This window comes from Pantoea sp. GbtcB22 (assembly GCF_019091025.1).
GTDB lineage: Bacteria > Pseudomonadota > Gammaproteobacteria > Enterobacterales > Enterobacteriaceae > Pantoea > Pantoea leporis.
In genome coordinates this window covers 23911-45192 of sequence record NZ_JAGXKB010000011.1, presented here as the reverse complement: position 1 = coordinate 45192, position 21282 = coordinate 23911, and the positions used below count along the sequence as shown (strand labels likewise).

Below are 21282 nucleotides of genomic sequence, written 5' to 3'. Positions count from 1 at the left end.
TTACCCCAGACATATAGAGTGAGTATTAATTTTATGAACCTGAAGGCTTCTCTCGCTACCGTGGCGATGCTGTTTGGCGCTATGATTTTTTCACAAAGCACGCTGGCTGCTGTTGCATTGGATCGCACCCGCGTCATTTATGACGGCGCTGAACGCTCAATCAGTTTGAATATCAGCAATGAAAATAAAGCGCGTCCGTATCTGGCGCAAAGCTGGCTGGAAGATGAGCAAGGAAAAAAAATAAAGTCGCCGCTTATGGCGCTCCCTCCAGTTCAGCGTATTGAGCCGGGTCATAAAAGCGCGATTAAAATCCAATCTTTACCTGCCGCAAAATCATTGCCTCAGGATCGTGAATCTTTGTTTTACTTTAATTTGCGCGAGATTCCGCCACGCAGTGAAAAACAAAACGTATTACAAATTGCGTTACAGACCCGCATCAAACTCTTTTATCGCCCAGAAAAATTAATGATCGATCCACGGGCTTCGATCAAACCCGTACAAAATCAACTCACGTTGAAAAAAAACGGTGATCAATACACGGTGATAAATCCTACCGGATATTATGTCACGCTGATTGCTGCAGCCAGTCATGTTGATGGTAAAGAAGAAAGTGATTTTAATCCGATCATGATTCCGCCACAGGGCAGTGCCGCTATTAACGTAAAAGCCAGTAAGTTAGGTTCGCATCCGGTATTAAGCTATATCGACGATTTCGGCGGTCGGCCAAAATTGACATTCAGTTGCAAAGCCAATGAGTGCCGTGTCACTGATAGCCGCGAATAAGCATGAACAGCATGAAGTGGCTGGTCATCTTTTTCGCACTGCTGCACTGCAAAATGCTCTTCTCAGCGCCGATCGCGCCGCATGAAGAAATTATCCCCGGCACGAATAGATATCCAATTAATGTGTCGGGGATTATCGTCAGCTCCCAATGTACTTTGAATGGTGATCGAGAAAGTCGTGTTAACTTCGGCGATATCATCATTCAACTAATTGATGGTATCCGGTTCAGTAAATCGGTGCCATTCACCGTCACGTGTCCGGGAGCTTTCAACGGGGAGCAGGAAGTTTTTATCTCAGCTACAGCGGCGGTGTTTGATAAAAATGTCATTTCTACCACCAACAGCAATGTGGGCATCAAATTAATATTAAACGGTAAAGACATCGAAATAAATAAAGCACACAACATTGATTGGCGAATATCAAACACATTGATTGCCGTGCCGGTTAAAAACAAGGTCAAAGTCACAGCGGGTAACTTTACTGCAACCGCCACCATGGTATTGAATGTTCGTTGAGGAGACACGGAATGCAGATTATAAAAATAATGCTCTGTCCACTGATCATTGCATTTGCGTTGCATAGCACGTTGTCTAATGCCAATGCAGGCGTCAACTTTTCAGGAAAGCTGATTAACGTCCCGTGTAAAATTGACAATAATAAAGATATCGATGTCAACTTTGGTGACAATGTGGATATTAATGAAATAGATGGCCTAAAATACACTGAATTGCTGACGCTGTCGATTAAGTGCGATGAAAACTATTCCGAAAATCTTTACTTCCGTGTATCGGGTAGCGCAGCAACATTTGATAAAGCAGCAATACGCACTAACATCACCAACGTTGGGATAAAATTCATCAATGGTAAAGATGGCACACCACTCGAAATAAATAAAAAATACAATTATGTGCAGACGGGGGATTTTTCTCTGAAGGTAGTTCCTGTTAAAAAATCTGGTTCAATACCCTTACCAGGTAAGTTAACAATAAGTGCACAACTGATTGTCGAGCCTCAGTGAATGAAAACTGCAATACTCATACTATCACTCTTTATTTATTGTTGTAATTCACACGCTGTGAAAATAAATTTTTCAGCCACACTGATCAGTATTAATTGTGTAATAAACAATGACAAACCGGCAGACGTTGATTTTGGTGATGCAGTAGGAGTAAATCATATTGATGGTGTGAGATATCAACAGCGTGTTCCTATCAGCATCGTATGTCGGACCCCGCCGGGAAAACAGCTGGAACTGGCATTTTTGGGCATAACCAGCAATTTTGATGCCAGCGCATTATTCACAGGGATTGATGATTTAGGTATCAGGATAATGCAGAATAATCAACCCATTATAATCAATCAGCGCTTTACGCTTGATGATGTTACGCAGCCAATATTTTATGCCGTTCCGATAAAGCGAGCTGGCAGCGCTTTGAAAAGCGGACGTTTTAAAGCGCTAGCAACGCTTGTTATTAAATACGAGTAATGATTATGCGCATCCCTGTAATGTTAATAATAACTCTGCTATCAACATGTTCTATAAACGCCTTTGCAGCTGCTGACTTTTCTTTTACGGGCGGATTAGTGCAGGAACCCTGCATTCTCGACCCCAACAGCAGTGATATTGTTATTGATTTTGGCAGCGTCATTAATAAATTTCTTTATCGCTATCAACGTACCGCAGGTATTTCCATAACGCTTAATTTACAGGGTTGCGATACCTCAACATCCGATAAACTCTCAATCACCTTTAAGGCAACAGAAGATGCGCGGCAAGCGGGCATGATGGCACTTGATCCATCCAGTACCGCAAAAGGCATCGCCATTGGCGTTGAAGAAAAAGGTATTTTTATTCCGATAAACAAAAGCGTCGAGAGGATTTTCCATTCTGGTGACAACAAAATGGTCTTTGAATTATTCCTGTCTGCTAATCGTGAAAGCATTAAAAATAACGAATTACATCCCGGGACAATCAATGCCAGCGCAACCATAGAACTGGAGTATCACTAATGAGCATTTTTAAACTCATCATTTATTTTATTTGCATAATTATAACTGCATCAGCACAAGCCACAATCATCAGCCATAATACTTTTCTTTCCTGGATTGGAAAATATACTACCTTTCGTATATATGTTGATCACTGGGATGAAGATAGCCCTTTGAAAAATCCGTGTTATAAGCAGCCGGGCTGTAAGATCGCGTCTTTTCCGGAAAATGATAGGGTTCCCGCTGACATTCATGCGCCAAATGTCTTATCTGCAGAAAACTATGCAACTATTGGTGAACTGGGAAAAGCGTATAAAGCTAAATACCCTTTATCGATAGAACATACCTTTCAAATAGACGGCAGGTCAGCTGAATACAATTGTTTCCGATTGGCAGCATTTCAAAATGATTGGCATGATGCAACCTTCCTGCCTGATAATATCTGCATCCGGGATCATAAATATCCCGTCAGCTGTTCACTTTTGGGTGATACTAATCTCTATCACGGTTATGTTTCTGATAAAAGCATAAACGGTAATACTGCTCAAACGCAGTTAACGCTCTCCTGTAGTTCAGCGGCAACGGCGAAAGTTTATGCGGTAGGGTTTAACAACAATATTGTCTCACTCCGTTCGGATAACAGTTTGCAGACTGAATTAAAAGTCAACGATCAAGATGCTTCTGAAGGCATTGAGCTTAAAGTAAATTCAGCCAACTTGCTGGCAACATTTACGCTTAGCTCAACGCTGCGTACTCATGGAGCGGTCACACCTGGCGCATTTAATGGCGCCGGCACGCTCATCATTACCGCTTATTAATTAGAAGAAAACCATGTTTTTTAGCCCTACTTTTCGCAAGCCCCCATTTACTACATTATTTGTTTCACTGGTCGTGGCGAGCGACTTAATATTGATGCTGCAAGTTTACGTTGCCAATATGGGCGGTTCAGGTTTTCGTTTGCCGCAAAATCTTATTACGCTCAATTTTATGGGCATCTGTATTTTTATCGTGGCAATAAAATGCCTCTTTTCTCCCCCCTCAACGGGCGGGGTGCGAGTGGCAAAGGTGACACCGATATGGCTGCTAGCGTTTCTGCTCCTTAGCCAGCCCATACTCTGTACGTTTTACGGCAATCATGATGTGACCTTACTCCCCCAGCTAACTGCCTATGCTCTGGCAGTGCTGTTTTACCTGGCCATGCTACAAATCCCCCTTTCGCCAAACGTTAAAAGGCTCTGGCTGGTATGCATTATTACTGCGGCCGTGGCGCAAGCGATGCTGGCGCTATGCCAACTCTTCATGACGGGGGCAAATAACTGGATGGAATTTCCGGCAGATGGCACCCGCGTCTATGGCATTTTCCAGCAGGTAAATTTACTGGGTAGTTTTCTGGCTACTGGCTGGACGCTAGCGCTGTATTTTAGCTTTAAGGTGCGTCATGGCGGGCTTCGTTTACTATTGGCAGCGATCATGGCTGTATTGCTGGTGATTTTAATGATCATCCAGTCTCGCGTTGCCTGGCTTGGTGCGTCGGCCAGTAGCGCTTTACTTATCTGGACATTCCGCCGGCATCGCCATTGGCGGCAACACCTCTTGATTGGCTTACCGATTGCATTAGCAATTGTGATAGCTTGCCAGACCCTGCTCGCGTATGCCCCCATGGCGGGATTACACAAAGTGGATAAAACCCATTCAACGGCAGGCCGTGTGCAGATGATCACGCACAGCCTGCATATGATCGCCGAACGTCCTTTACGTGGTTGGGGTGCCGGTCGTTTTGAGCACGATTATCTGCTGCACGTACGTGAGGAAACGGCGCATCCATTTAACTCTCGTCTCCCAACGCACCCGCATAATGAAATCCTGTTTCAGTGGGTGGAAAATGGCGTTATTGCGTTGGCGGGAGTGGCATTAATAATTTGGGCTTGGTTCAAGCCCGTCGTAACCGGTAGCCCTCATGCAAGGCGACGCGCCTTTACGTTTTGGGCGATGACCTTACCTATCGTGACCCATCTGCTTTTTGAGTATCCACTCTACCAGTCCGCGCCGCATGGTCTGGTATTACTACTGCTAATCCGTCTGATGCAATCTGAGTCAGATCTGCAAAGCCTGACTCTGCGCCCGTTGGCGCATTACGCTGCAACTGGGTTTGTCACCCTTTTTGCTCTCGCTTTGATGGTTTTTGCGGCAACAGGTTTGCACACCAATGCCATCCTGACGCAAATTGAGCGCAACAGGTTTGCTGATTTTTCCCATGCTCAGCAACTTATCAATCCTTACGTCCAATGGGAGCGCTATCAGTTTGATGCAAACCTTCATCGTCTAATGACGTTCAACAGCACAAAAGATGTCGGACAATTAATCCAATTCAAAGTGTGGGCAAGGGAATACCTGACAAAGCACCATGATGCCAACGTTACCTATTCACTGCTTAAAATTGCCATGTTGCAGGGAGACATGGAATGGCAACAGAGACTGCATCAGCGCGGTCACCGGCTTTTTCCTGAAGACAAACGCTTTAATCTTCCTGAACAAAGTAAATAAAGCGTAAAGATTAGTGTGTCCTTATTAACAGACAGTTCTTAATCCACTACGTGATGGCTATTTTGACTTCTTTAGGATGAGTTTACCCTGCTGTTTTTAAAGGGAATGAATAAAAGGTGATAGAATAAGGCCGTTCTAACCATGAATGTGCTCAATCCTGAGGATTGCAGAGATTGGGTAACATTGACGGCACTTTTTGCTAAAGTGCTGGTCGTAATCAATACAGTTGTACCGCTCCAGGAACTCAGGGACCCTTTTTCTTCGTGCGATACATTTTTTCCCCGACATGAAGGCGTTATGACGAAATCCAGGCAGTTCCGTTCCAAACTTCTGCATCCCCGTTATTGGTTTACCTGGTTTGGGCTAGGTGTGCTGTGGCTGCTGGTGCAACTTCCTTACCCCATTCTGATCCGGCTTGGTGCTGGCGCTGGCAAATTGTCGCGTCACTTCCTGAAGCGCCGCGAACGCATCACCCGTCGCAATATCGAGCTGTGCTTCCCCAATATTAAGGAAGAGAAAATCGAGGCGATGATCGCCGGCAACTTCGAATCGCTAGGAATGGCGCTGGCAGAAACCGGCATTGCCTGGTTCTGGTCTGATGCACGCGTGCGTCGTTACTTCGAAGTGCATGGTCTGGAAAACCTGCAGCACGCACAAAGCCACCAGCGTGGTGTGATGGTCATCGGTGTGCACTTTATGTCGCTGGAGCTGGGCGGCCGCATTACCGGTTTATGCCAGCCAATGATGGCGATGTATCGTCCGCACAATAATCAGGCGATGGAGTGGGCACAAACCAAGGGTCGCATGCGTTCGAATAAAGCGATGATCGATCGTCGCGATTTGCGCGGCATGGTGCAGGCGCTGAAAAAAGGCGAAGCGGTTTGGTTCGCACCGGATCAGGATTACGGCCCAAAAGGCAGCGTGTTTGCTCCGCTGTTTGCGGTGAAACAAGCGGCGACCACCAACGGCACCTATGTTCTGTCTCGTCTGGCAAAACCGGCGATGCTGACCATCGTATTGATTCGAAACCAGGATAAGAGCGGTTATCAGCTGATTATTCAGCCTGAACTGGAAAATTATCCGTATGAAGATGAAGCCGCTGCCGCTGCTTACATGAATCGCGTGATTGAAAATGAAATTCTGCGCGCGCCCGACCAATATCTGTGGCTGCATCGTCGCTTTAAAACCCGTCCGCCGGGTGAAGCGTCTCTCTATATCTAATCTCTTGATGCAGCAGGTTTTCGTCTGCTGCTCATTTTCTCTGCTCACATTTAACAACCATTCTTAACGAAAAACAGGTTTGTCAAAATCTGCCCCGCCTCTTGTAATGGTCGCCTTCACCTCTCTTTGACCAGAACCATGACACAGCACTTTCACTGCAAATTTCTCGCGCTGGCCGTTGCCACTGCGCTGCTGGCCAGTTGTGCCAATCCATACGGCTTACACCCCAAAAACACGCTGCTTGATGCTAACGCTCTGCAAGCCAGTCAATCCCTGAAAAACGCGCATTTCAGCGCCGCGAATTGGCCAAAAAGCGCATGGTGGCAAGGTTTTAACGATGCTCAACTCAATCGAATGATTGATGATGCGATGGCATCCAGCCCGGATTTGCAGGTAGTCAACGCGCAAGCGGATAAAGCCAATGCACAAGTGATTGCCGCCGATGCCGAACGCTATCCGGTTGTCGATCTCAACGCGGGCATTACGCGCTCGCGTGTGGCAAAAGTGGATGATCCGCTGCTGGAGGGGAAAAGCTATAGCACGCTGCGCACCGCTAACGTTGGCTTGAGCTACACCTTCGATTTATGGGGCGGCAAAAAAGATGCCGCTGAAGCCGCATTGGGGCAAGCACGTGCCAGCGAGTTGGATCGTCAGGCCAGTCAGTTAACGCTGGCCGCGAACGTGACGCGAGCGTGGAACAACCTTAATCTCGCCTGGAATAATGCCGAACTGGCGCAGCAGAATGCCGGGCGTGCGGCGGGTATCGCCAAAATTCAGCAGCAATATGTCAGCGCTGGCCTCACTTCCGATTACCAATATAAGCAGGCGCTGTCGCAGCAGAAAACCGCGCGAGCCGAATTGACGCAAGCTCAACAGCAAGTCACCGATGCCGGTATTCAGCTTTCGACGCTGATAGGTAAAGGCCCGGATTACTGGCACCAGCTAAAACCGGCGCAGATGAATGTGCCGGTCGCCGCCATGCTGCCAAACGCCATTCCGGCCGAACTGCTGGGTCGTCGTCCGGATGTGGTGGCCGCGCGCTGGCGCGTTGAAGCGGCATCAAAACAGATCGCCGCCAGCAAAACCGAGTTCTATCCCAACATCAATTTGGTGGCCGAAGCCGGCACCAAATCACTGCTCGGCGATGCCTTCTTTGGTGCGCCAAGCCGCTTCTTTAATGTGGGACCGAGTTTGTCATTGCCGATCTTTGACGCGGGCAAACGTCGCGCCGATTTAGCAGAGAACGACGCCGATTACGATCTGGCGGTAGCGCAGTACAACAAATTGCTGATTAGTTCACTGGGCAATATCAGCGACACCATTACTCAGTTGCAGTCGATTCAGGATCAGCTGGCGCAACAGGAAAGCGCCAACCAGCTGATTCACAGCGCGTGGGATGATTTGCATCGTGAATACGCAGCGGGCCTGCGTCCTTATCTTGATGTGCTGACAATCCAAAATCAGCTGATCGAATCCGACCAGAAACTGGTGGCGCTGAAGGCGCAGCAGATTAACCTTGCAGTGGTTTTGATAGAAGATTTGGGCGGCGAATTCCAGAGCTCCAACTTTAAAGTTTAAAAAGTCACCATCAATGGCGGCCCTGAGCTGGAATGTGCCGATTTTGTCGGCTGGCATTCTACCGTGCATTGATGAATCATAGTCCGCACTGTGTAATCACCTGCGGACTATTATGATGGAACAGAATATTGAGGCTGGTTGGTTGCGGCCTCTGATTGCCGAGCGACTCACACCTTACCTCGAAATTGATGCAGCGCGCCTGCAACGCAACCTGCAACAGATGCAGCAAAAAGCCGATGCCGCTGGCGTCACGCTACGTCCTCATATCAAAACCCATAAAAGTGTCTGGATTGCTGAGCAGCAGCGCATGCTCGGCGCGCGCGGCATTACCGTATCTAAACCGAGTGAAGGCATCGCTTTTATTCTCGGTGGCGAACGCGATCTGCTACTGGCTTACCCCGTAGTGCATGCCGAAACGCTGAAAGAATTTTTGGCGGTGGCCGCACAACATCAGGCGCGCATTACCTGCATTGCGGATTGCACGAATGGCGTGGCGGCAATAGCGGCTGCACATCAGCGCCAGCTCGATTGCCAGCTGGCGTTAGCCATCAAAGTGGATGTGGGATTACATCGCATCGGTGTTGATCCGCACGGCGATGCCGCCGTTACGCTGGCGCAGCAGATACAGGGTGCGGGCCTCACGTTTGCCGGGCTGGTTTCTCATGCCGGTCACGCTTATGGCGCAGGCAACGCCGCAGCGATTGCCGACGTTGCCCTGCAGGAAATCACATGGATGCGTGCTCTGCAGCAGCGCCTGATTGCCGCTGGTTTTGCGCACTGCCCGATTTCAGTCGGTTCAACGCCAACGGCATTGGCGGCACCCGTCGCGCAGGGCAGCGATGAAATCCGCCCCGGCAATTATGCGCTGCTTGATCTCACCGCATGGCGTTTAGGTCTTTGCACGCCAGAGGCGTTGGCGCTGAGCGTGGTAACGCGCGTGGTAGCGGTCAATCCGCACTTCGCCATTATTGATGCCGGTTCCAAAATGCTTAGCTCTGACAAAGGGCCGCACGGCACCAATGCCAGCGGATTTGGTATCGCCGTCGATGAGCAAGGCAATCATTATGAAGTGTTGAAGCTGTCGGAGGAGCATGGTTTCCTGCAATATGCTGAACAGGCACCCGCCGTTGGCGCGCTGCTACGCATCTTCCCTAACCACAGCTGCGCGGTGGTTGCGCAGTCCGATCGCTTCGTGCTGCGCCATGCTGATGATACGGGTGAAGAGCAGGCTATTCAGGGACGCGGCAAGTTTATCTGATTACAGCGTTTTCACGGAAACCGCTGCTGACCCACACTTCCATGACCGGGCCGTTTGCAGCCCGGTATCAGCGTGCTTTAATGGCTGTATCACATCAGGAGGTCCCATGCTGCCATCTCAGACCGTCACACTAACGGTTCCACGCAACTGGTTAGATTTGTATGAAACCATCTGGAAACCGGAATGCTTTGCCAAATGGGCTAGCGGACTCAGCGCCAGTACGCTGACGCAGGAAGGGAACAGCTGGAAAGCCAAAGGTCCCGAGGGAACGGTAAAGATTCGCTTTACCCCACACAATCCCTTTGGCGTGATGGATCACTGGATTGATACCGGAACGGGTAAAGAGATTTATATGCCGATGCGGGTGATTGCCAATGAGCAAGGTGCGGAAGTGGTGATGGTGGTTTATCGTCAAGCATTCATGTCTGACGAGAAGTTTGCCGAGGATGTTGCATGGGTAAAACGCGACCTGGAACAGCTTCTTCATCTGTTAACTCATTAGAATCAATGGATTATGCAGAGATCGCTTCTTTAACGCATGCTGGAATCAATCAATAAAAATCGCTTACTTTTTTGCTCAGTAGCGTTTAACTGTTTTGCTCAAACCTTCACGTATTTATCTGTTAAACACCAGTCTGGCTTAAGCATCCTCAACAGGAAAATTCCTGGTGAGGATGTGCAGAAAAATGCTGAGTGCCTCTGATTTATCAAAGTTTTTTCTGTATTTCTTTATCGCCGATTCATTCAACCCTATGGAATGAAGAAAAGCACTAATAAATAGTAAATCATTCGCCTTATATATTCTGATGCAAATTCTGAAACCATTTATTCCTGCGGTCTATTTATAGGAGTTTTCTGATGGTGTTAAATTAATTAAAACACGGTATAACTCATTTCACACACAGCAGTAACCATAATAACAACAGCAGGGAAATAACATGGATCGCTCAACCTATCCTTTGTTATCAGAAAAAGAATTTGTTGAGATTGCCAGCCGGATGCTGGCCGGGGAATATATAAACTCAAAGGGATTTTATAATGATCTTACGGATTTCCTCCGCACAGGAGGAGATACCATTAAGACAACAACATCATTAAGCGCCAGGGTCATCTTAATAAATTCAGAACATCATTTAATTGAACGCATTTTTACGTGGCAAAACCTGAAAGGTATATCAGGGCTGCGTCAGGATGCGCTGCATTGATGTAAGCTGTGCTTTGGCCTGTGGCCAGAGTAAACCCTTAATTGCACTGGTACATGTACCATAATGAGCAGAATATGGCGATAAGAGAAAAAAATCTGACCAACGCTAAATGGTCAATTTTGTCATCGATTAAAATCGTCGGCATTGGTGTTTTACAACTTTCACTTCTGGCACAAATACTCCAGGCAAACGAGTTAAATTTACTCGCCATTGCTATTGTAATGTTATTGATTATTGACACACTGGCCGATCGCGGATTTGGCAATGCCATTATCAGAACTAAAAACCTGAACAATAGCGATCTCTCAATATTATATTGGGGGAATGTATTAAGCGGACTCGCTATTTTTGCTACGCTGTTTATTGGTAGCGATATTTCTAGTCGAATGATGAATCAACCCGAAATGGCAATAATGCTGGAAATGATTTCGGTCATCTTCATTATTATTCCGCAGGGGCAACATTATCGCGCCATATTACAGCGGGAAAACCAATTTTCACGCATCGCTTTCGCGGAAACATCTTCTGTGCTGGTGGGATTAAGCGTCACACTGTTTACCGTGTGGCTGACACCTTCAGTGCTGTGCGCCATCTGGGGCTACCTCGCCATGGTATCCATCAGAATGCTGATTTACTGCTACTACGGTCGCTCCTGGTTCCAGCCAGAATACCGCTTTAGCCTGAAAAGTTTCGCTAACGTGCGAGCAAGAAACGGATAATAAAAACAAGTCTGTATGGTGGGCTCTGGGCATCTGAAAAGATGCGTTCGCGTGCTGGTCGCCAGCACGCTTTTTTCTATTTAGGCTTCCAGTAACTCTTCCAGTGACTGAAAACTGAGTTCGCTTAACTTGCCGTTACGCTGCAAGCGCAACCAACTCACTATCATGCGTAACTCATCAATCACCATGTAGAGATCGGCCATATCATTCTTGCTTTTGACCTGCAGCCGCGCCAGTGCATTGAGTTTGTGTGCATTCACTGTTTTATGACTGATGCCCAGGCGAATGCCGATGTGCTCAATGCTGTAACCCCACGCCATCATCAGTAGTACCCTTAATTGCCTGTCTGGCAGCAGAATATCCGCGCCTTCAACTAACTGAATTTGGGCATTAGTGTTGATGCTGGTGAGGAGACGGCTGGAAAGTATCTGACGAGAGGATTTTAAGTCCAACACCGTCAGCGAAGGCAGGTAACGACTGAGCGCATGCATCAGCGGTAACAAACGCCGCGTCAGCACCACGATTTGCATCGTGGGAAACTGCTGCTGTAAGGCGTAAAGCACTTTTAAGGTGCCAGTTAGTGGCATATTTTCATGAAAGATACACACCAGCAAACGCGGTTTCATCTTTTCGCACTTCGCCATGACCGTGCTGAGAGACCATAGCTCATGCAGCTGACACGCAACAGGTAACGAGGACAAAAGACTCTCAAGCCCCAGCGCCGCCAGTTTGTCAGAGGAGAAAAAGAGGATGTCTTCGTTACGAGTTTTCATGCCTGTCCAATAGTTGCTACACGTGATGCCTGAGAGCGGAAAGCCTGGTTTATTTGCCAGTAATCACGTACGACACAAACTGGCTAGAACTTAAGAAGAGAAGATCTGCCCCTCTTCGCATCATTTATACTTATGCGAAAAGGCCAATAACTGCAGATTTATCCCGTCTGCTAAGCCTGTTAGCATGCACGCCATCAAAAAGCCTAATCCGATAACGCTTTATTTAGAAAATCTCAGTGGTCTACACTCTGGGAAATCTTTAGCCTTGCCGCCAATTTACTGGAGTGCTCTATGTTATTAACCGTTCTCTATATTATTGGTATTACAGCCGAAGCCATGACCGGCGCGCTGGCGGCAGGACGTCGTAAAATGGACCTGTTTGGCGTGATTATCATCGCTTCGGTCACCGCCATTGGTGGCGGTTCGGTGCGTGACATTTTGCTGGGCCACTATCCGCTCAGTTGGGTTAAAAACCCGGAGTACATCATGATCGTGGCTGCGGCTGCGGTTGTGACCACTTTTGTTGCACCGCTAATGACGCACCTGCGCAAAGTTTTTCTGGTGCTGGATGCGCTGGGTTTAGTGGTGTTCTCGATTATTGGCGCCCAGGTTGCACTGGATAGCGGGCACGCCTCCATCATTGCTGCCATCGCCGCCGTGATCACTGGCGTGTTTGGCGGAGTGCTGCGCGATATGTTCTGCAACCGCATTCCGCTGGTGTTCCAGAAAGAGCTGTATGCCGGTATCGCTTTTGCCTCGGGCTGGATGTATATCCTGTTGTTGAAAACGCCGCTGGCGCATGAAGCGGTGGTGATCATCACGCTACTGTTCGGCTTCTTCGCCCGCTTGCTGGCGCTGCGTTTCCGCCTCGGTTTGCCGATCTTCAACTATCCCCATCCTGAACATTGAATCAGTTGCAGGAATCTCCTGCTGCTGCAGAAAGTGAATCAACTGCTGCAGGTGCGCATCCTGCAGCATCATCACAATCCGTTGTGCTAACAAGCTGCCGATACCGGGCAGTTGCTGCCAGCTTTCCGCCGTTCGCGCCAGCAACTGCGACCACTGCGCATCCGGTAAAGCCTGTAACGCTGCACGCGGCAACGGCAAGCCAAGCGCACTCACCCAGCGTCGCAGCGGCTGCTGACGCGTCAGGTTAAAGCGGTGCCAGATAAGTTGCGCGCGAGCCGGCGTGATGCCATTAGCCTGCGCAATCTGATCCGGCGTCAGTGTCAGCCAGGAAAAGAGATGGCTGATAGTGCCGCTATCCAGCAGGCGCTGCCAGCTGCTGCGCTGAACGCCCGCAATATCGAGTACCGACTTCTGGCTGAGCCAGCTAAGGCGAGATAAAAACTGCGCCCGGCAGTCGGCGCTAAAGTGCAGACAGGTTAAGCCGTGGAATTCGCCCTCCTGTGGCGACGCTGGATAATCGCGCTGCGCCACACGCCAAATCACGCGCTCCAGTCGCGGAATGCCTAATCCCGCCAGCGTGAGCGTCACCTCATCACCCGCGATCACATCCAGTTCCCGCCAGCGTCGCAGGGAACCAATGTTTACCCGGCGTACCGTTTTGTCCTCCAGTTGCACCGGTATCAGATTTAGCACCACGGCGATCTTGCCCGTGCGGCCCACATTGAAATCCACTGACAGCACTTCGCTGCTGACTTCTGCTGGTTGATACTTCCATGCCGCTGACCAACTGCCCTGGCCGGGCTGCCAATCGCGCCCTGCGCTGACGGGTGATTGATGAATTACCACGCCATCGGTGACAAACGGCAGCGATTCGCGGAACCAGCGATCGCGCCATAACGCGACCTCTTCTTCATTACTCACCTGACGGCTCCAGCTCTGCGCCAGCCCAAATCCCCATTGTGTGAGCTGCGCCAGACGATCGGGCATCGAATTGGGTCCATCCGGCCACGCCCAGATAAATACGCCAAGGCGCTCAAGCAGCGGGCTGGTGTCGTGGTGCATCATCGCTCCCGCCACCTGAGCGCGCGCGTTCTTGCCGCCGTCACGCGCCTGTTGATGATCGGTCATTTGCAGAAACAGCTCACCTTGCAGCACCACTTCCTCACGCAAGGTATCCAGCCGCTGCGGGATGGAGGGAATATGTGCGGATTTGGCCAGCCACTCTTCGCCACGTAAACCATCACCGCGACTGATCAATGAGGCCAACTTACCCTGTCGATATACCAAAGTAACGGCGACGCCATCGACTTTCGGCTGCAGCCATAGCGCAGATTTGTCCTGCATCCAGTACGCCACTGCCAGCTTATCGCGCAGTTTGCGCACGCCGGTATGCGCCACCGGATGATGCGTACTGCCGTCGGTGGTGAGTTGTGCATCGTAGGTGGCGTGCGCCGGAGTGAAACAGCGCTGCCACTGCTGTAATCGCTGTTGCAGGCTGTCGTAATCGGCATCGGTCACCAGATTTGTGCCCTGCCGGTAATACGCGTCATCCCACTGTCGTAGCTGGGTTTGCAGCTGTGTGATTTCCTGCCCCGCGCGCACCGGCGACCAATTCGGGCAGAGCGCTTCGGCCCAGCAACCTATACTGAATAAGCAACACAATAGACTCAGGCATCCTTTCATCTTCGCTCTCCTTTTTCGCTATTGGAGCGCGCAGCGCAGGCCTTTACCAGCCATGAAGATTGCGCGCTGGATGCTGATTCCAGAGATTAAATTGCTGTTGCAGCCTGCTACATCAGCCTCTGGCGCGGCTTCACAGAAAAAAGAATTGCCTCAGCCAAGCGGCAAACGCTGCGTGACCACCCCAAGCCGTGTATACTGTGCAGGAAATCGACTCCGCTCTTTACTCAATTCAAGATAACCATGGCTCAAGGCACGCTTTATATAGTTTCCGCCCCCAGCGGCGCGGGTAAATCCAGCCTGATTCAGGCGCTGTTAAAGACACAACCGCTGTACGATACGCAGGTGTCTATTTCTCATACCACCCGTGGCGTGCGTCCCGGTGAAGCTCATGGTGAGCACTACTTTTTCGTCTCTAAATCCGAATTCGAGACCATGATTGCAACAGACGACTTCCTCGAACATGCGGAAGTGTTTGGCAATTATTACGGTACGTCACGCGCTGCGATTGAGCAGGTGCTGGCGACCGGCGTGGACGTCTTCCTGGATATCGACTGGCAAGGTGCGCAGCAAATTCGCCAGAAAATGCCGGCCGCTCGCAGCATCTTTGTGCTGCCGCCTTCTACCGAAGAGTTGGATCGTCGCCTGCGTGGCCGCGGTCAGGACAGCGAAGAGGTGATTGCCCGTCGTATGCAACAGGCCGTGGCGGAAATGAGCCACTACGCCGAGTATGACTATTTAATTGTTAATGATGATTTCGATCTGGCGCTGTCAGATCTGAAAACCATTATTCGCGCAGAACGTCTGCGTATGGGTCGCCAAAAATCGCGACATGATGCTTTAATCAGCAAACTATTGGCAGTCTGAATTCACTTTCAGTATTATGCCCAGTCATTTCTTCATCATCTGTGGAGTAGCACACCTATGGCACGCGTAACCGTTCAGGACGCAGTAGAGAAAGTTGGTAACCGTTTTGACCTGGTGTTGGTCGCTGCACGTCGTGCACGTCAGATGCAGGTAGGCGGTAAAGATGCGCTGGTTCCGGAAGAGAACGATAAGCCAACCGTTATCGCCCTGCGCGAAATCGAAGAAGGTTTGATCACTACCCAGATTCTGGATGTCCGTGATCGTCAGGAACAGCATGAGCAGGAAGCCGCTGAGTTACAAGCCGTTACCGCTATCGCTGAAGGTCGTCGTTAACAGCACTTCGCAGGTCGCCCTTGTATCTGTTTGAAAGCCTCAATCAACTGATTGAAAAATACTTGCCTGAGGAGCAAATTAAGCGCCTCAAGCAAGCTTATCTAGTCGCGCGTGATGCCCACGAGGGTCAAACACGCTCCAGCGGCGAGCCTTATATCACCCATCCTGTTGCTGTAGCCTGCATTCTGGCCGAGATGAAACTCGACCACGAAACGCTAATGGCGGCGCTGCTGCATGATGTGATCGAAGATACGCCCGCCACTTACCAGGATATGGAACAGCTGTTTGGTAAAAGCGTTGCCGAACTGGTAGAAGGTGTATCCAAGCTCGATAAGCTGAAGTTCCGCGACAAGAAAGAAGCGCAGGCTGAAAACTTCCGCAAAATGATCATGGCGATGGTGCAGGATATCCGCGTCATCTTGATCAAACTGGCTGACCGCACGCACAACATGCGCACGCTCGGCGCGTTACGTCCGGATAAAAAACGTCGTATCGCGCTGGAAACGCTGGAGATTTACAGTCCTCTGGCGCACCGCCTTGGTATTCATCACCTGAAAACAGAACTGGAAGAGCTCGGCTTTGAAGCGCTCTACCCGAACCGTTTCCGCGTGATTAAAGAGGTGGTGAAAGCGGCGCGCGGTAACCGTAAAGAGATGATTCAGAAGATCCTTGCTGAAATCGACGGTCGCTTACAGGAAGCAGGTATTCCCTGCCGCGTAAGTGGACGTGAAAAACATCTCTACTCGATCTACCGCAAAATGCACCTGAAAGAGCAGCGTTTTCACTCGATCATGGATATCTACGCTTTCCGCGTCATCGTGAAAGATCTGGATACCTGTTATCGCGTGCTCGGACAGATGCACAGCTTGTACAAACCGCGTCCCGGACGCGTGAAAGATTACATCGCCATTCCCAAGGCCAACGGCTATCAATCACTGCATACCTCAATGATTGGCCCGCACGGCGTGCCGGTTGAAGTGCAGATCCGTACTGAAGATATGGATCAGATGGCAGAAATGGGTGTGGCAGCACACTGGGCGTATAAAGAGAGCGGCGAAGTCAGCGGTACTACCGCGCAGATTCGTGCTCAACGCTGGCTACAAAGCCTGCTGGAGCTGCAACAAAGCGCCGGTAGCTCATTTGAATTTATCGAAAGCGTGAAATCCGATCTCTTCCCGGATGAGATCTACGTGTTCACGCCGGAAGGCCGCATCGTCGAATTGCCGGCTGGCGCCACGCCGGTCGATTTCGCCTATGCGGTGCATACCGATATCGGTCATGCCTGCGTCGGCGCACGCGTCGATCGCCAGCCTTACCCGCTGTCACAATCGCTGACCAGCGGTCAAACCATTGAAATTATTACCGCGCCGGGTGCTCGCCCGAACGCTGCCTGGCTCAATTTTGTCGTCAGCTCGAAAGCGCGCGCCAAAATCCGTCAGCTGCTGAAAAACCTCAAGCGTGAAGACTCCGTCAACCTGGGTCGTCGTCTGTTGAGCCACGCGCTCGGCGGCAGCAAGAAGCAGGCAGAGATTCCGGTTGAGAACATTCAGCACGAACTCGAGCGCATGAAGCTGACAGCCATCGATGATTTGCTGGCAGAAATTGGCTTGGGCAACGCCATGAGCGTGGTGGTGGCGAAGAACTTGCTGCAGTCAGGCAGTGAAGAGCCGCAGAGCAACAGCAAACGCAAAAAGCTGCCGATCAAAGGCGCGGATGGCGTGCTGATTACCTTTGCCAAATGCTGCCGTCCAATTCCTGGTGACCCGATTGTGGCGCACGTTAGTCCCGGAAAAGGTTTGGTGGTGCATCACGAATCCTGCCGTAACATCCGTGGCTACCAAAAAGAGCCTGAAAAGTTCATGCCGGTTGAGTGGGATAAAGTGACCGACCAGGAATTTGTCGCAGAGATTAAAGTCGACATGTTCAATCATCAGGGCGCACTGGCGAATCTGACCGCGGCAATCAACACTGCCAGTTCCAATATTCAGAGCCTGAATACCGAAGAGCGTGATGGTCGCGTGTATAGCGCCTTTATCCGCCTCACCGCGAACGATCGCGTCCATCTGGCGAATATTATGCGCAAAATCCGCGTAATGCCGGACGTGATCAAAGTTCACCGCAACCGTAATTAGCCCATGAACGCTCAACGTTTTGCCCGAATTCAGGAGATGCTGGCCCTGCGCCAGCACGATCTTACCGTTTGCATGGAACAGGTGCATAAACCGCATAACGTCTCGGCAGTGATCCGTACCGCCGATGCGGTGGGCATTCATGAAGTGCACGCCGTCTGGCCAAGCGTGCGTATGCGCACCATGGTTTCCGCTTCGGCCGGCAGCAACAGTTGGGTGAAGGTTAAAACGCATCAGCATATTGCAGATGCAGTGCGTCATCTGAAGGATGAAGGCATGCAGGTGCTGGCGACCAATCTGTCCGCCAAAGCGGTAGATTTTCGCGACATCGATTACACCAAACCGACCTGCATTCTGATGGGTCAGGAAAAAACCGGTATTACCGCTGAAGCGCTGGCGCTGGCCGATCAGGACATCGTTGTGCCGATGGTGGGCATGGTGCAGTCGCTCAATGTCTCGGTGGCTTCCGCGCTGATTTTGTATGAAGCGCAACGTCAGCGACAGAATGCCGGTATGTATCAGCGCACCTACAGCCTGCTGGATGAAGATGAGCAGCAGCGTTTGCTATTCGAAGGCGGTTATCCGGTGCTGGCACGCGTCGCTAAGCAGAAAGGCCTGCCGTATCCGCACATCAATGGTCAGGGCGAAGTAGAAGCCGACGCCGAGTGGTGGGCCACCATGCAATCAACAGGTAGAAAATGAAAGGCCGTCTGCTGGATGCCATCCCGCTCAGTACCCTGACCGGCGTCGGCGCCAGTCAGGCGGGCAAGCTGGCCAAACTTGGCCTGTTCACCATTCAGGATCTACTGCTGCATCTGCCACTGCGTTACGAAGATCGCACCCAACTGTATAAAATCAATGACCTGCTGCCCGGCGTTTATGCCACGGTGGAAGGTGAAGTGCTGAGCAGCGAAATCACTTTCGGTCGCCGCCGCATGTTGGTGTGCCAGATCAGCGATGGCAGCGGCATGCTTACCATGCGTTTCTTCAATTTCAATGCCGGGATGAAAAACAGCCTGGCGCCGGGCCGTCGCGTTACCGCTTACGGCGAGATTAAGCGCGGTCAGCGCGGTGCTGAAATCATTCATCCCGAGTTTCGCGTGCAGGGCGAACAAGGCGAAGTTGAGCTGCAGGAAACCCTGACGCCGGTTTATCCCACTACCGAAGGCATTCGCCAGGGGACACTGCGCAATCTCACCGATCAGGCGTTGACGTTGCTGGAGAGCTGCCCAATTGCCGAGCTGCTACCATCCGAGCTGAGCGGCGGGCTGATTAGCCTGCCGGATGCACTACGCACGCTGCATCGTCCACCACCGGATCTGCGTTTAAGTGAGCTGGAGACTGGCCGCCATCCGTCACAGAAACGCTTAATTCTGGAAGAGCTACTGGCGCATAACCTCAGCATGCTAGCAGTACGCGCCGGTGCGCAGCGCCATCATGCATTGCCGATGACGGCGCGCCACGAGCTGGTTGATCAGCTTCTGGCGGCGCTGCCCTTCTCGCCAACCGGTGCGCAACAGCGTGTGGTGGCAGAAATCGAAAAAGATTTGGCCAACGATTTTCCGATGATGCGTTTGGTGCAGGGCGATGTCGGCTCCGGTAAAACGCTGGTGGCCGCACTGGCGGCACTGAACGTCATCGCACACGGCAAACAGGTAGCGCTGATGGCACCGACCGAGCTGCTGGCCGAGCAGCATGCCAACAACTTCCGCCAGTGGTTTGCACCGCTGGGAATTGAAGTGGGCTGGCTGGCGGGCAAGCAGAAAGGCAAAGCGCGCGAAGCGCAGCAGGAAGCCATTGCCAGCGGTCAGGTCGCGATGGTGGTCGGCACCCACGCGCTGTTCCAGGAACAGGTGAAATTCAACGGCATGGCGCTGGTGATCATTGATGAGCAGCATCGCTTTGGCGTGCACCAGCGCTTAGCGCTGTGGGAAAAAGGCGAGGAACAAGGTTTCCATCCGCATCAGCTGATCATGACCGCTACGCCGATTCCGCGCACGCTGGCGATGACGGCTTACGCCGATCTCGATACCTCCACCATCGACGAATTACCGCCAGGTCGTACGCCGGTGACCACGGTGGCGATTCCCGATAGCCGCCGCAGTGAGATCATCACGCGCGTGCAAAGCGCCTGTCACGAAGGGCGTCAGGCTTATTGGGTGTGTACGCTGATTGAAGAGTCGGAAGTGCTGGAAGCGCAGGCGGCAGAAGCAACCTGGGAAGAGCTGAAAGTGGCGCTGCCCGATTTGCAAGTTGGCCTGGTACACGGCCGCATGAAGCCTGCCGAAAAGCAGGCGGTGATGGCGGCGTTTAAGGCCAATGAAATCCAGCTGCTGATCGCCACCACGGTGATCGAAGTGGGCGTGGATGTGCCGAACGCCAGCCTGATGATTATCGAAAACCCGGAACGTCTCGGTTTGGCTCAGTTACATCAGCTGCGCGGCCGCGTTGGGCGTGGTGCTGTCGCTTCACACTGCGTGTTGTTGTACAAAGCGCCGCTCAGCAAAACCGCGCAGAAGCGGTTGCAGGTGCTGCGCGATAGCAACGACGGCTTCGTGATTGCTCAGCACGATCTGGAGATTCGCGGTCCGGGTGAAATGCTCGGCACACGTCAAACCGGCAACGCCGAGTTTAAAGTAGCGGATTTGCTGCGCGATCAGGGCATGATTCCCGAAGTTCAGCGCGTGGCGCGTCATATCCACCAGCACTATCCAGAGCAGGCGCAGGCACTGATTGAGCGCTGGCTGCCGGAAACCGAGCGCTACAGTAACGCTTAATCCGCCGTCTTGCTTTTATCGATGGCAATAAAATCCCCGACAAATTTCTGCAGCAGACGCGCCAGCTCGGCGCGCTCTTCATCCGGCCAGCTGGCAAACAGGTTCTGATAAATTTGCGCGCGCGCCGCATCGATTTTGTCAGTCATCGCTTTACCTGCCGCAGTGATCACCGCTTCATTCACCCGTTTGTCTTTGGCATTTTTCTGGCGCTGCGCCAGCCCTAACTCCTCCAGCTTCGCCACCTGACGACTGACGGTGGTGTAATCGCGTCCGGCCCGCTCCGCCAGCTCCACCACGCCAATTGGCCCGAAGCGACCGATTTGAATCAGTAGCGGAAACAGCGCACGATCGAGCTGAATATTTGACTCTTTTATCAATAATTCATCACGTTGTGGACGATTGAAAGTTCCTACAATCATCAGCAGCGCATTGTGCAGATCATCAAATGCAGCACTATTATGTGTATTTTGCACACTTTTCATTGACGTTATCCTGAGGCAAGCCTAATGTGTGCATA

General features: G+C 51.1%; 22 protein-coding genes. 19 read left to right on the top strand and 3 right to left on the bottom strand.

The window, feature by feature from the left end:
• Nucleotides 1-33 precede the first annotated feature (33 nt).
• The 13 genes from KVT28_RS23160 (at nucleotide 34) to KVT28_RS23100 (ending at nucleotide 11297) form a co-directional block, all read left to right on the top strand.
• Nucleotides 34-783 carry a fimbria/pilus periplasmic chaperone gene (locus KVT28_RS23160; protein WP_217550409.1) on the top strand — a complete coding sequence of 250 codons (750 nt, stop codon included), beginning with the start codon at nucleotides 34-36 and terminating at the stop codon, nucleotides 781-783.
• A gap of 11 nt (nucleotides 784-794) precedes the next feature.
• Entirely contained in the window at nucleotides 795-1298 is a 504-nt protein-coding gene (locus KVT28_RS23155; protein WP_217550407.1) for a fimbrial protein, read from the top strand.
• 11 nt (nucleotides 1299-1309) lie between these two features.
• Complete coding sequence (locus tag KVT28_RS23150) at nucleotides 1310-1801, top strand: fimbrial protein (protein WP_101760697.1); 492 nt, start codon at nucleotides 1310-1312, stop codon at nucleotides 1799-1801.
• The gene (locus KVT28_RS23145; protein ID WP_210081781.1) at nucleotides 1802-2269 is read left to right on the top strand and encodes a fimbrial protein; all 468 of its coding nucleotides are present in this window, start codon (nucleotides 1802-1804) and stop codon (nucleotides 2267-2269) included.
• A gap of 5 nt (nucleotides 2270-2274) precedes the next feature.
• On the top strand, nucleotides 2275-2793 hold the full coding sequence (locus KVT28_RS23140; protein ID WP_217550405.1) for a fimbrial protein: 519 nt from the start codon (nucleotides 2275-2277) through the stop codon (nucleotides 2791-2793).
• The gene (locus KVT28_RS23135) at nucleotides 2793-3590 is read left to right on the top strand and encodes a hypothetical protein (RefSeq protein ID WP_217550403.1); all 798 of its coding nucleotides are present in this window, start codon (nucleotides 2793-2795) and stop codon (nucleotides 3588-3590) included. The genes KVT28_RS23140 and KVT28_RS23135 overlap by 1 nt, the downstream gene beginning before the upstream one ends.
• 13 nt (nucleotides 3591-3603) lie before the next feature.
• A complete protein-coding gene (locus KVT28_RS23130) occupies nucleotides 3604-5316 on the top strand; it encodes a PglL family O-oligosaccharyltransferase (protein ID WP_217550401.1) in 1713 nt (570 codons plus the stop codon).
• A gap of 297 nt (nucleotides 5317-5613) precedes the next feature.
• Nucleotides 5614-6537, top strand: a complete 924-nt coding sequence (gene lpxP, locus KVT28_RS23125; protein WP_101760701.1) for a kdo(2)-lipid IV(A) palmitoleoyltransferase — start codon at nucleotides 5614-5616, stop codon at nucleotides 6535-6537.
• 138 nt (nucleotides 6538-6675) lie between these two features.
• Complete coding sequence (locus tag KVT28_RS23120; protein ID WP_101760702.1) at nucleotides 6676-8115, top strand: efflux transporter outer membrane subunit; 1440 nt, start codon at nucleotides 6676-6678, stop codon at nucleotides 8113-8115.
• Nucleotides 8116-8230: 115 nt separating this feature from the next.
• Nucleotides 8231-9373 (top strand): alanine racemase, encoded by a 1143-nt coding sequence (locus KVT28_RS23115; protein ID WP_217550447.1) that lies wholly within the window; start codon nucleotides 8231-8233, stop codon nucleotides 9371-9373.
• A gap of 106 nt (nucleotides 9374-9479) precedes the next feature.
• Nucleotides 9480-9875, top strand: coding sequence for a polyketide cyclase (locus KVT28_RS23110; RefSeq protein ID WP_101760704.1), 396 nt, complete (start codon nucleotides 9480-9482; stop codon nucleotides 9873-9875).
• Nucleotides 9876-10311: 436 nt separating this feature from the next.
• Nucleotides 10312-10578 carry a hypothetical protein gene (locus KVT28_RS23105; RefSeq protein ID WP_137386792.1) on the top strand — a complete coding sequence of 89 codons (267 nt, stop codon included), beginning with the start codon at nucleotides 10312-10314 and terminating at the stop codon, nucleotides 10576-10578.
• A 74-nt stretch (nucleotides 10579-10652) separates the two neighbouring features.
• Nucleotides 10653-11297: an oligosaccharide flippase family protein gene (locus KVT28_RS23100; protein WP_217550399.1), complete on the top strand. Its 645-nt coding sequence runs from the start codon at nucleotides 10653-10655 to the stop codon at nucleotides 11295-11297.
• 80 nt (nucleotides 11298-11377) lie between these two features.
• On the opposite strand, the gene KVT28_RS23095 is transcribed toward KVT28_RS23100, so the two are convergent.
• Nucleotides 11378-12070, bottom strand: a complete 693-nt coding sequence (locus tag KVT28_RS23095) for a LuxR C-terminal-related transcriptional regulator (RefSeq protein ID WP_101760707.1) — start codon at nucleotides 12068-12070, stop codon at nucleotides 11378-11380.
• A 291-nt stretch (nucleotides 12071-12361) separates the two neighbouring features.
• Here KVT28_RS23095 and KVT28_RS23090 point away from each other — a divergent pair, with 291 nt between their 5' ends.
• Entirely contained in the window at nucleotides 12362-12979 is a 618-nt protein-coding gene (locus KVT28_RS23090; RefSeq protein ID WP_008109765.1) for a trimeric intracellular cation channel family protein, read from the top strand.
• Here the strand turns inward: KVT28_RS23090 and ligB are convergent.
• Nucleotides 12893-14662, bottom strand: coding sequence for an NAD-dependent DNA ligase LigB (gene ligB / locus KVT28_RS23085; RefSeq protein ID WP_217550396.1), 1770 nt, complete (start codon nucleotides 14660-14662; stop codon nucleotides 12893-12895). The two genes, KVT28_RS23090 and ligB, sit on opposite strands and share 87 nt — an antisense overlap.
• Nucleotides 14663-14902: 240 nt before the next feature.
• Here ligB and gmk point away from each other — a divergent pair, with 240 nt between their 5' ends.
• From gmk to recG, 5 genes are read left to right on the top strand one after another with little or no spacing between them, the layout of a single operon-like run.
• A complete protein-coding gene (gene gmk / locus KVT28_RS23080) occupies nucleotides 14903-15526 on the top strand; it encodes a guanylate kinase (RefSeq protein WP_008109768.1) in 624 nt (207 codons plus the stop codon).
• Nucleotides 15527-15583: 57 nt separating this feature from the next.
• Complete coding sequence (gene rpoZ, locus KVT28_RS23075) at nucleotides 15584-15859, top strand: DNA-directed RNA polymerase subunit omega (protein ID WP_007885265.1); 276 nt, start codon at nucleotides 15584-15586, stop codon at nucleotides 15857-15859.
• Nucleotides 15860-15879: 20 nt separating this feature from the next.
• Nucleotides 15880-17991 carry a bifunctional GTP diphosphokinase/guanosine-3',5'-bis pyrophosphate 3'-pyrophosphohydrolase gene (gene spoT, locus KVT28_RS23070; protein WP_217550394.1) on the top strand — a complete coding sequence of 704 codons (2112 nt, stop codon included), beginning with the start codon at nucleotides 15880-15882 and terminating at the stop codon, nucleotides 17989-17991.
• A 3-nt stretch (nucleotides 17992-17994) separates the two neighbouring features.
• Nucleotides 17995-18690 carry a tRNA (guanosine(18)-2'-O)-methyltransferase TrmH gene (gene trmH, locus KVT28_RS23065; protein WP_101760710.1) on the top strand — a complete coding sequence of 232 codons (696 nt, stop codon included), beginning with the start codon at nucleotides 17995-17997 and terminating at the stop codon, nucleotides 18688-18690.
• A complete protein-coding gene (gene recG / locus KVT28_RS23060; RefSeq protein ID WP_217550392.1) occupies nucleotides 18687-20765 on the top strand; it encodes an ATP-dependent DNA helicase RecG in 2079 nt (692 codons plus the stop codon). The genes trmH and recG overlap by 4 nt, the downstream gene beginning before the upstream one ends.
• Here the strand turns inward: recG and KVT28_RS23055 are convergent.
• On the bottom strand, nucleotides 20762-21247 hold the full coding sequence (locus KVT28_RS23055; RefSeq protein WP_110868425.1) for a MarR family winged helix-turn-helix transcriptional regulator: 486 nt from the start codon (nucleotides 21245-21247) through the stop codon (nucleotides 20762-20764). The two genes, recG and KVT28_RS23055, sit on opposite strands and share 4 nt — an antisense overlap.
• Between the last annotated feature and the right edge of the window lie 35 nt (nucleotides 21248-21282).

What these genes read in the sequence shown, in the direction of transcription:
- KVT28_RS23160 (WP_217550409.1), top strand. Translation starts at nt 34, where the DNA reads ATGAACCTGAAGGCTTCTCTCGCTACCGTGGCGATGCTGTTTGGCGCT.
- KVT28_RS23155 (WP_217550407.1), top strand. Translation starts at nt 795, where the DNA reads ATGAAGTGGCTGGTCATCTTTTTCGCACTGCTGCACTGCAAAATGCTC.
- KVT28_RS23150 (WP_101760697.1), top strand. Translation starts at nt 1,310, where the DNA reads ATGCAGATTATAAAAATAATGCTCTGTCCACTGATCATTGCATTTGCG.
- KVT28_RS23145 (WP_210081781.1), top strand. Translation starts at nt 1,802, where the DNA reads ATGAAAACTGCAATACTCATACTATCACTCTTTATTTATTGTTGTAAT.
- KVT28_RS23140 (WP_217550405.1), top strand. Translation starts at nt 2,275, where the DNA reads ATGCGCATCCCTGTAATGTTAATAATAACTCTGCTATCAACATGTTCT.
- KVT28_RS23135 (WP_217550403.1), top strand. Translation starts at nt 2,793, where the DNA reads ATGAGCATTTTTAAACTCATCATTTATTTTATTTGCATAATTATAACT.
- KVT28_RS23130 (WP_217550401.1), top strand. Translation starts at nt 3,604, where the DNA reads ATGTTTTTTAGCCCTACTTTTCGCAAGCCCCCATTTACTACATTATTT.
- lpxP (WP_101760701.1), top strand. Translation starts at nt 5,614, where the DNA reads ATGACGAAATCCAGGCAGTTCCGTTCCAAACTTCTGCATCCCCGTTAT.
- KVT28_RS23120 (WP_101760702.1), top strand. Translation starts at nt 6,676, where the DNA reads ATGACACAGCACTTTCACTGCAAATTTCTCGCGCTGGCCGTTGCCACT.
- KVT28_RS23115 (WP_217550447.1), top strand. Translation starts at nt 8,231, where the DNA reads ATGGAACAGAATATTGAGGCTGGTTGGTTGCGGCCTCTGATTGCCGAG.
- KVT28_RS23110 (WP_101760704.1), top strand. Translation starts at nt 9,480, where the DNA reads ATGCTGCCATCTCAGACCGTCACACTAACGGTTCCACGCAACTGGTTA.
- KVT28_RS23105 (WP_137386792.1), top strand. Translation starts at nt 10,312, where the DNA reads ATGGATCGCTCAACCTATCCTTTGTTATCAGAAAAAGAATTTGTTGAG.
- KVT28_RS23100 (WP_217550399.1), top strand. Translation starts at nt 10,653, where the DNA reads ATGGCGATAAGAGAAAAAAATCTGACCAACGCTAAATGGTCAATTTTG.
- KVT28_RS23095 (WP_101760707.1), bottom strand. Translation starts at nt 12,070, where the DNA reads ATGAAAACTCGTAACGAAGACATCCTCTTTTTCTCCTCTGACAAACTG.
- KVT28_RS23090 (WP_008109765.1), top strand. Translation starts at nt 12,362, where the DNA reads ATGTTATTAACCGTTCTCTATATTATTGGTATTACAGCCGAAGCCATG.
- ligB (WP_217550396.1), bottom strand. Translation starts at nt 14,662, where the DNA reads ATGAAAGGATGCCTGAGTCTATTGTGTTGCTTATTCAGTATAGGTTGC.
- gmk (WP_008109768.1), top strand. Translation starts at nt 14,903, where the DNA reads ATGGCTCAAGGCACGCTTTATATAGTTTCCGCCCCCAGCGGCGCGGGT.
- rpoZ (WP_007885265.1), top strand. Translation starts at nt 15,584, where the DNA reads ATGGCACGCGTAACCGTTCAGGACGCAGTAGAGAAAGTTGGTAACCGT.
- trmH (WP_101760710.1), top strand. Translation starts at nt 17,995, where the DNA reads ATGAACGCTCAACGTTTTGCCCGAATTCAGGAGATGCTGGCCCTGCGC.
- recG (WP_217550392.1), top strand. Translation starts at nt 18,687, where the DNA reads ATGAAAGGCCGTCTGCTGGATGCCATCCCGCTCAGTACCCTGACCGGC.
- KVT28_RS23055 (WP_110868425.1), bottom strand. Translation starts at nt 21,247, where the DNA reads ATGAAAAGTGTGCAAAATACACATAATAGTGCTGCATTTGATGATCTG.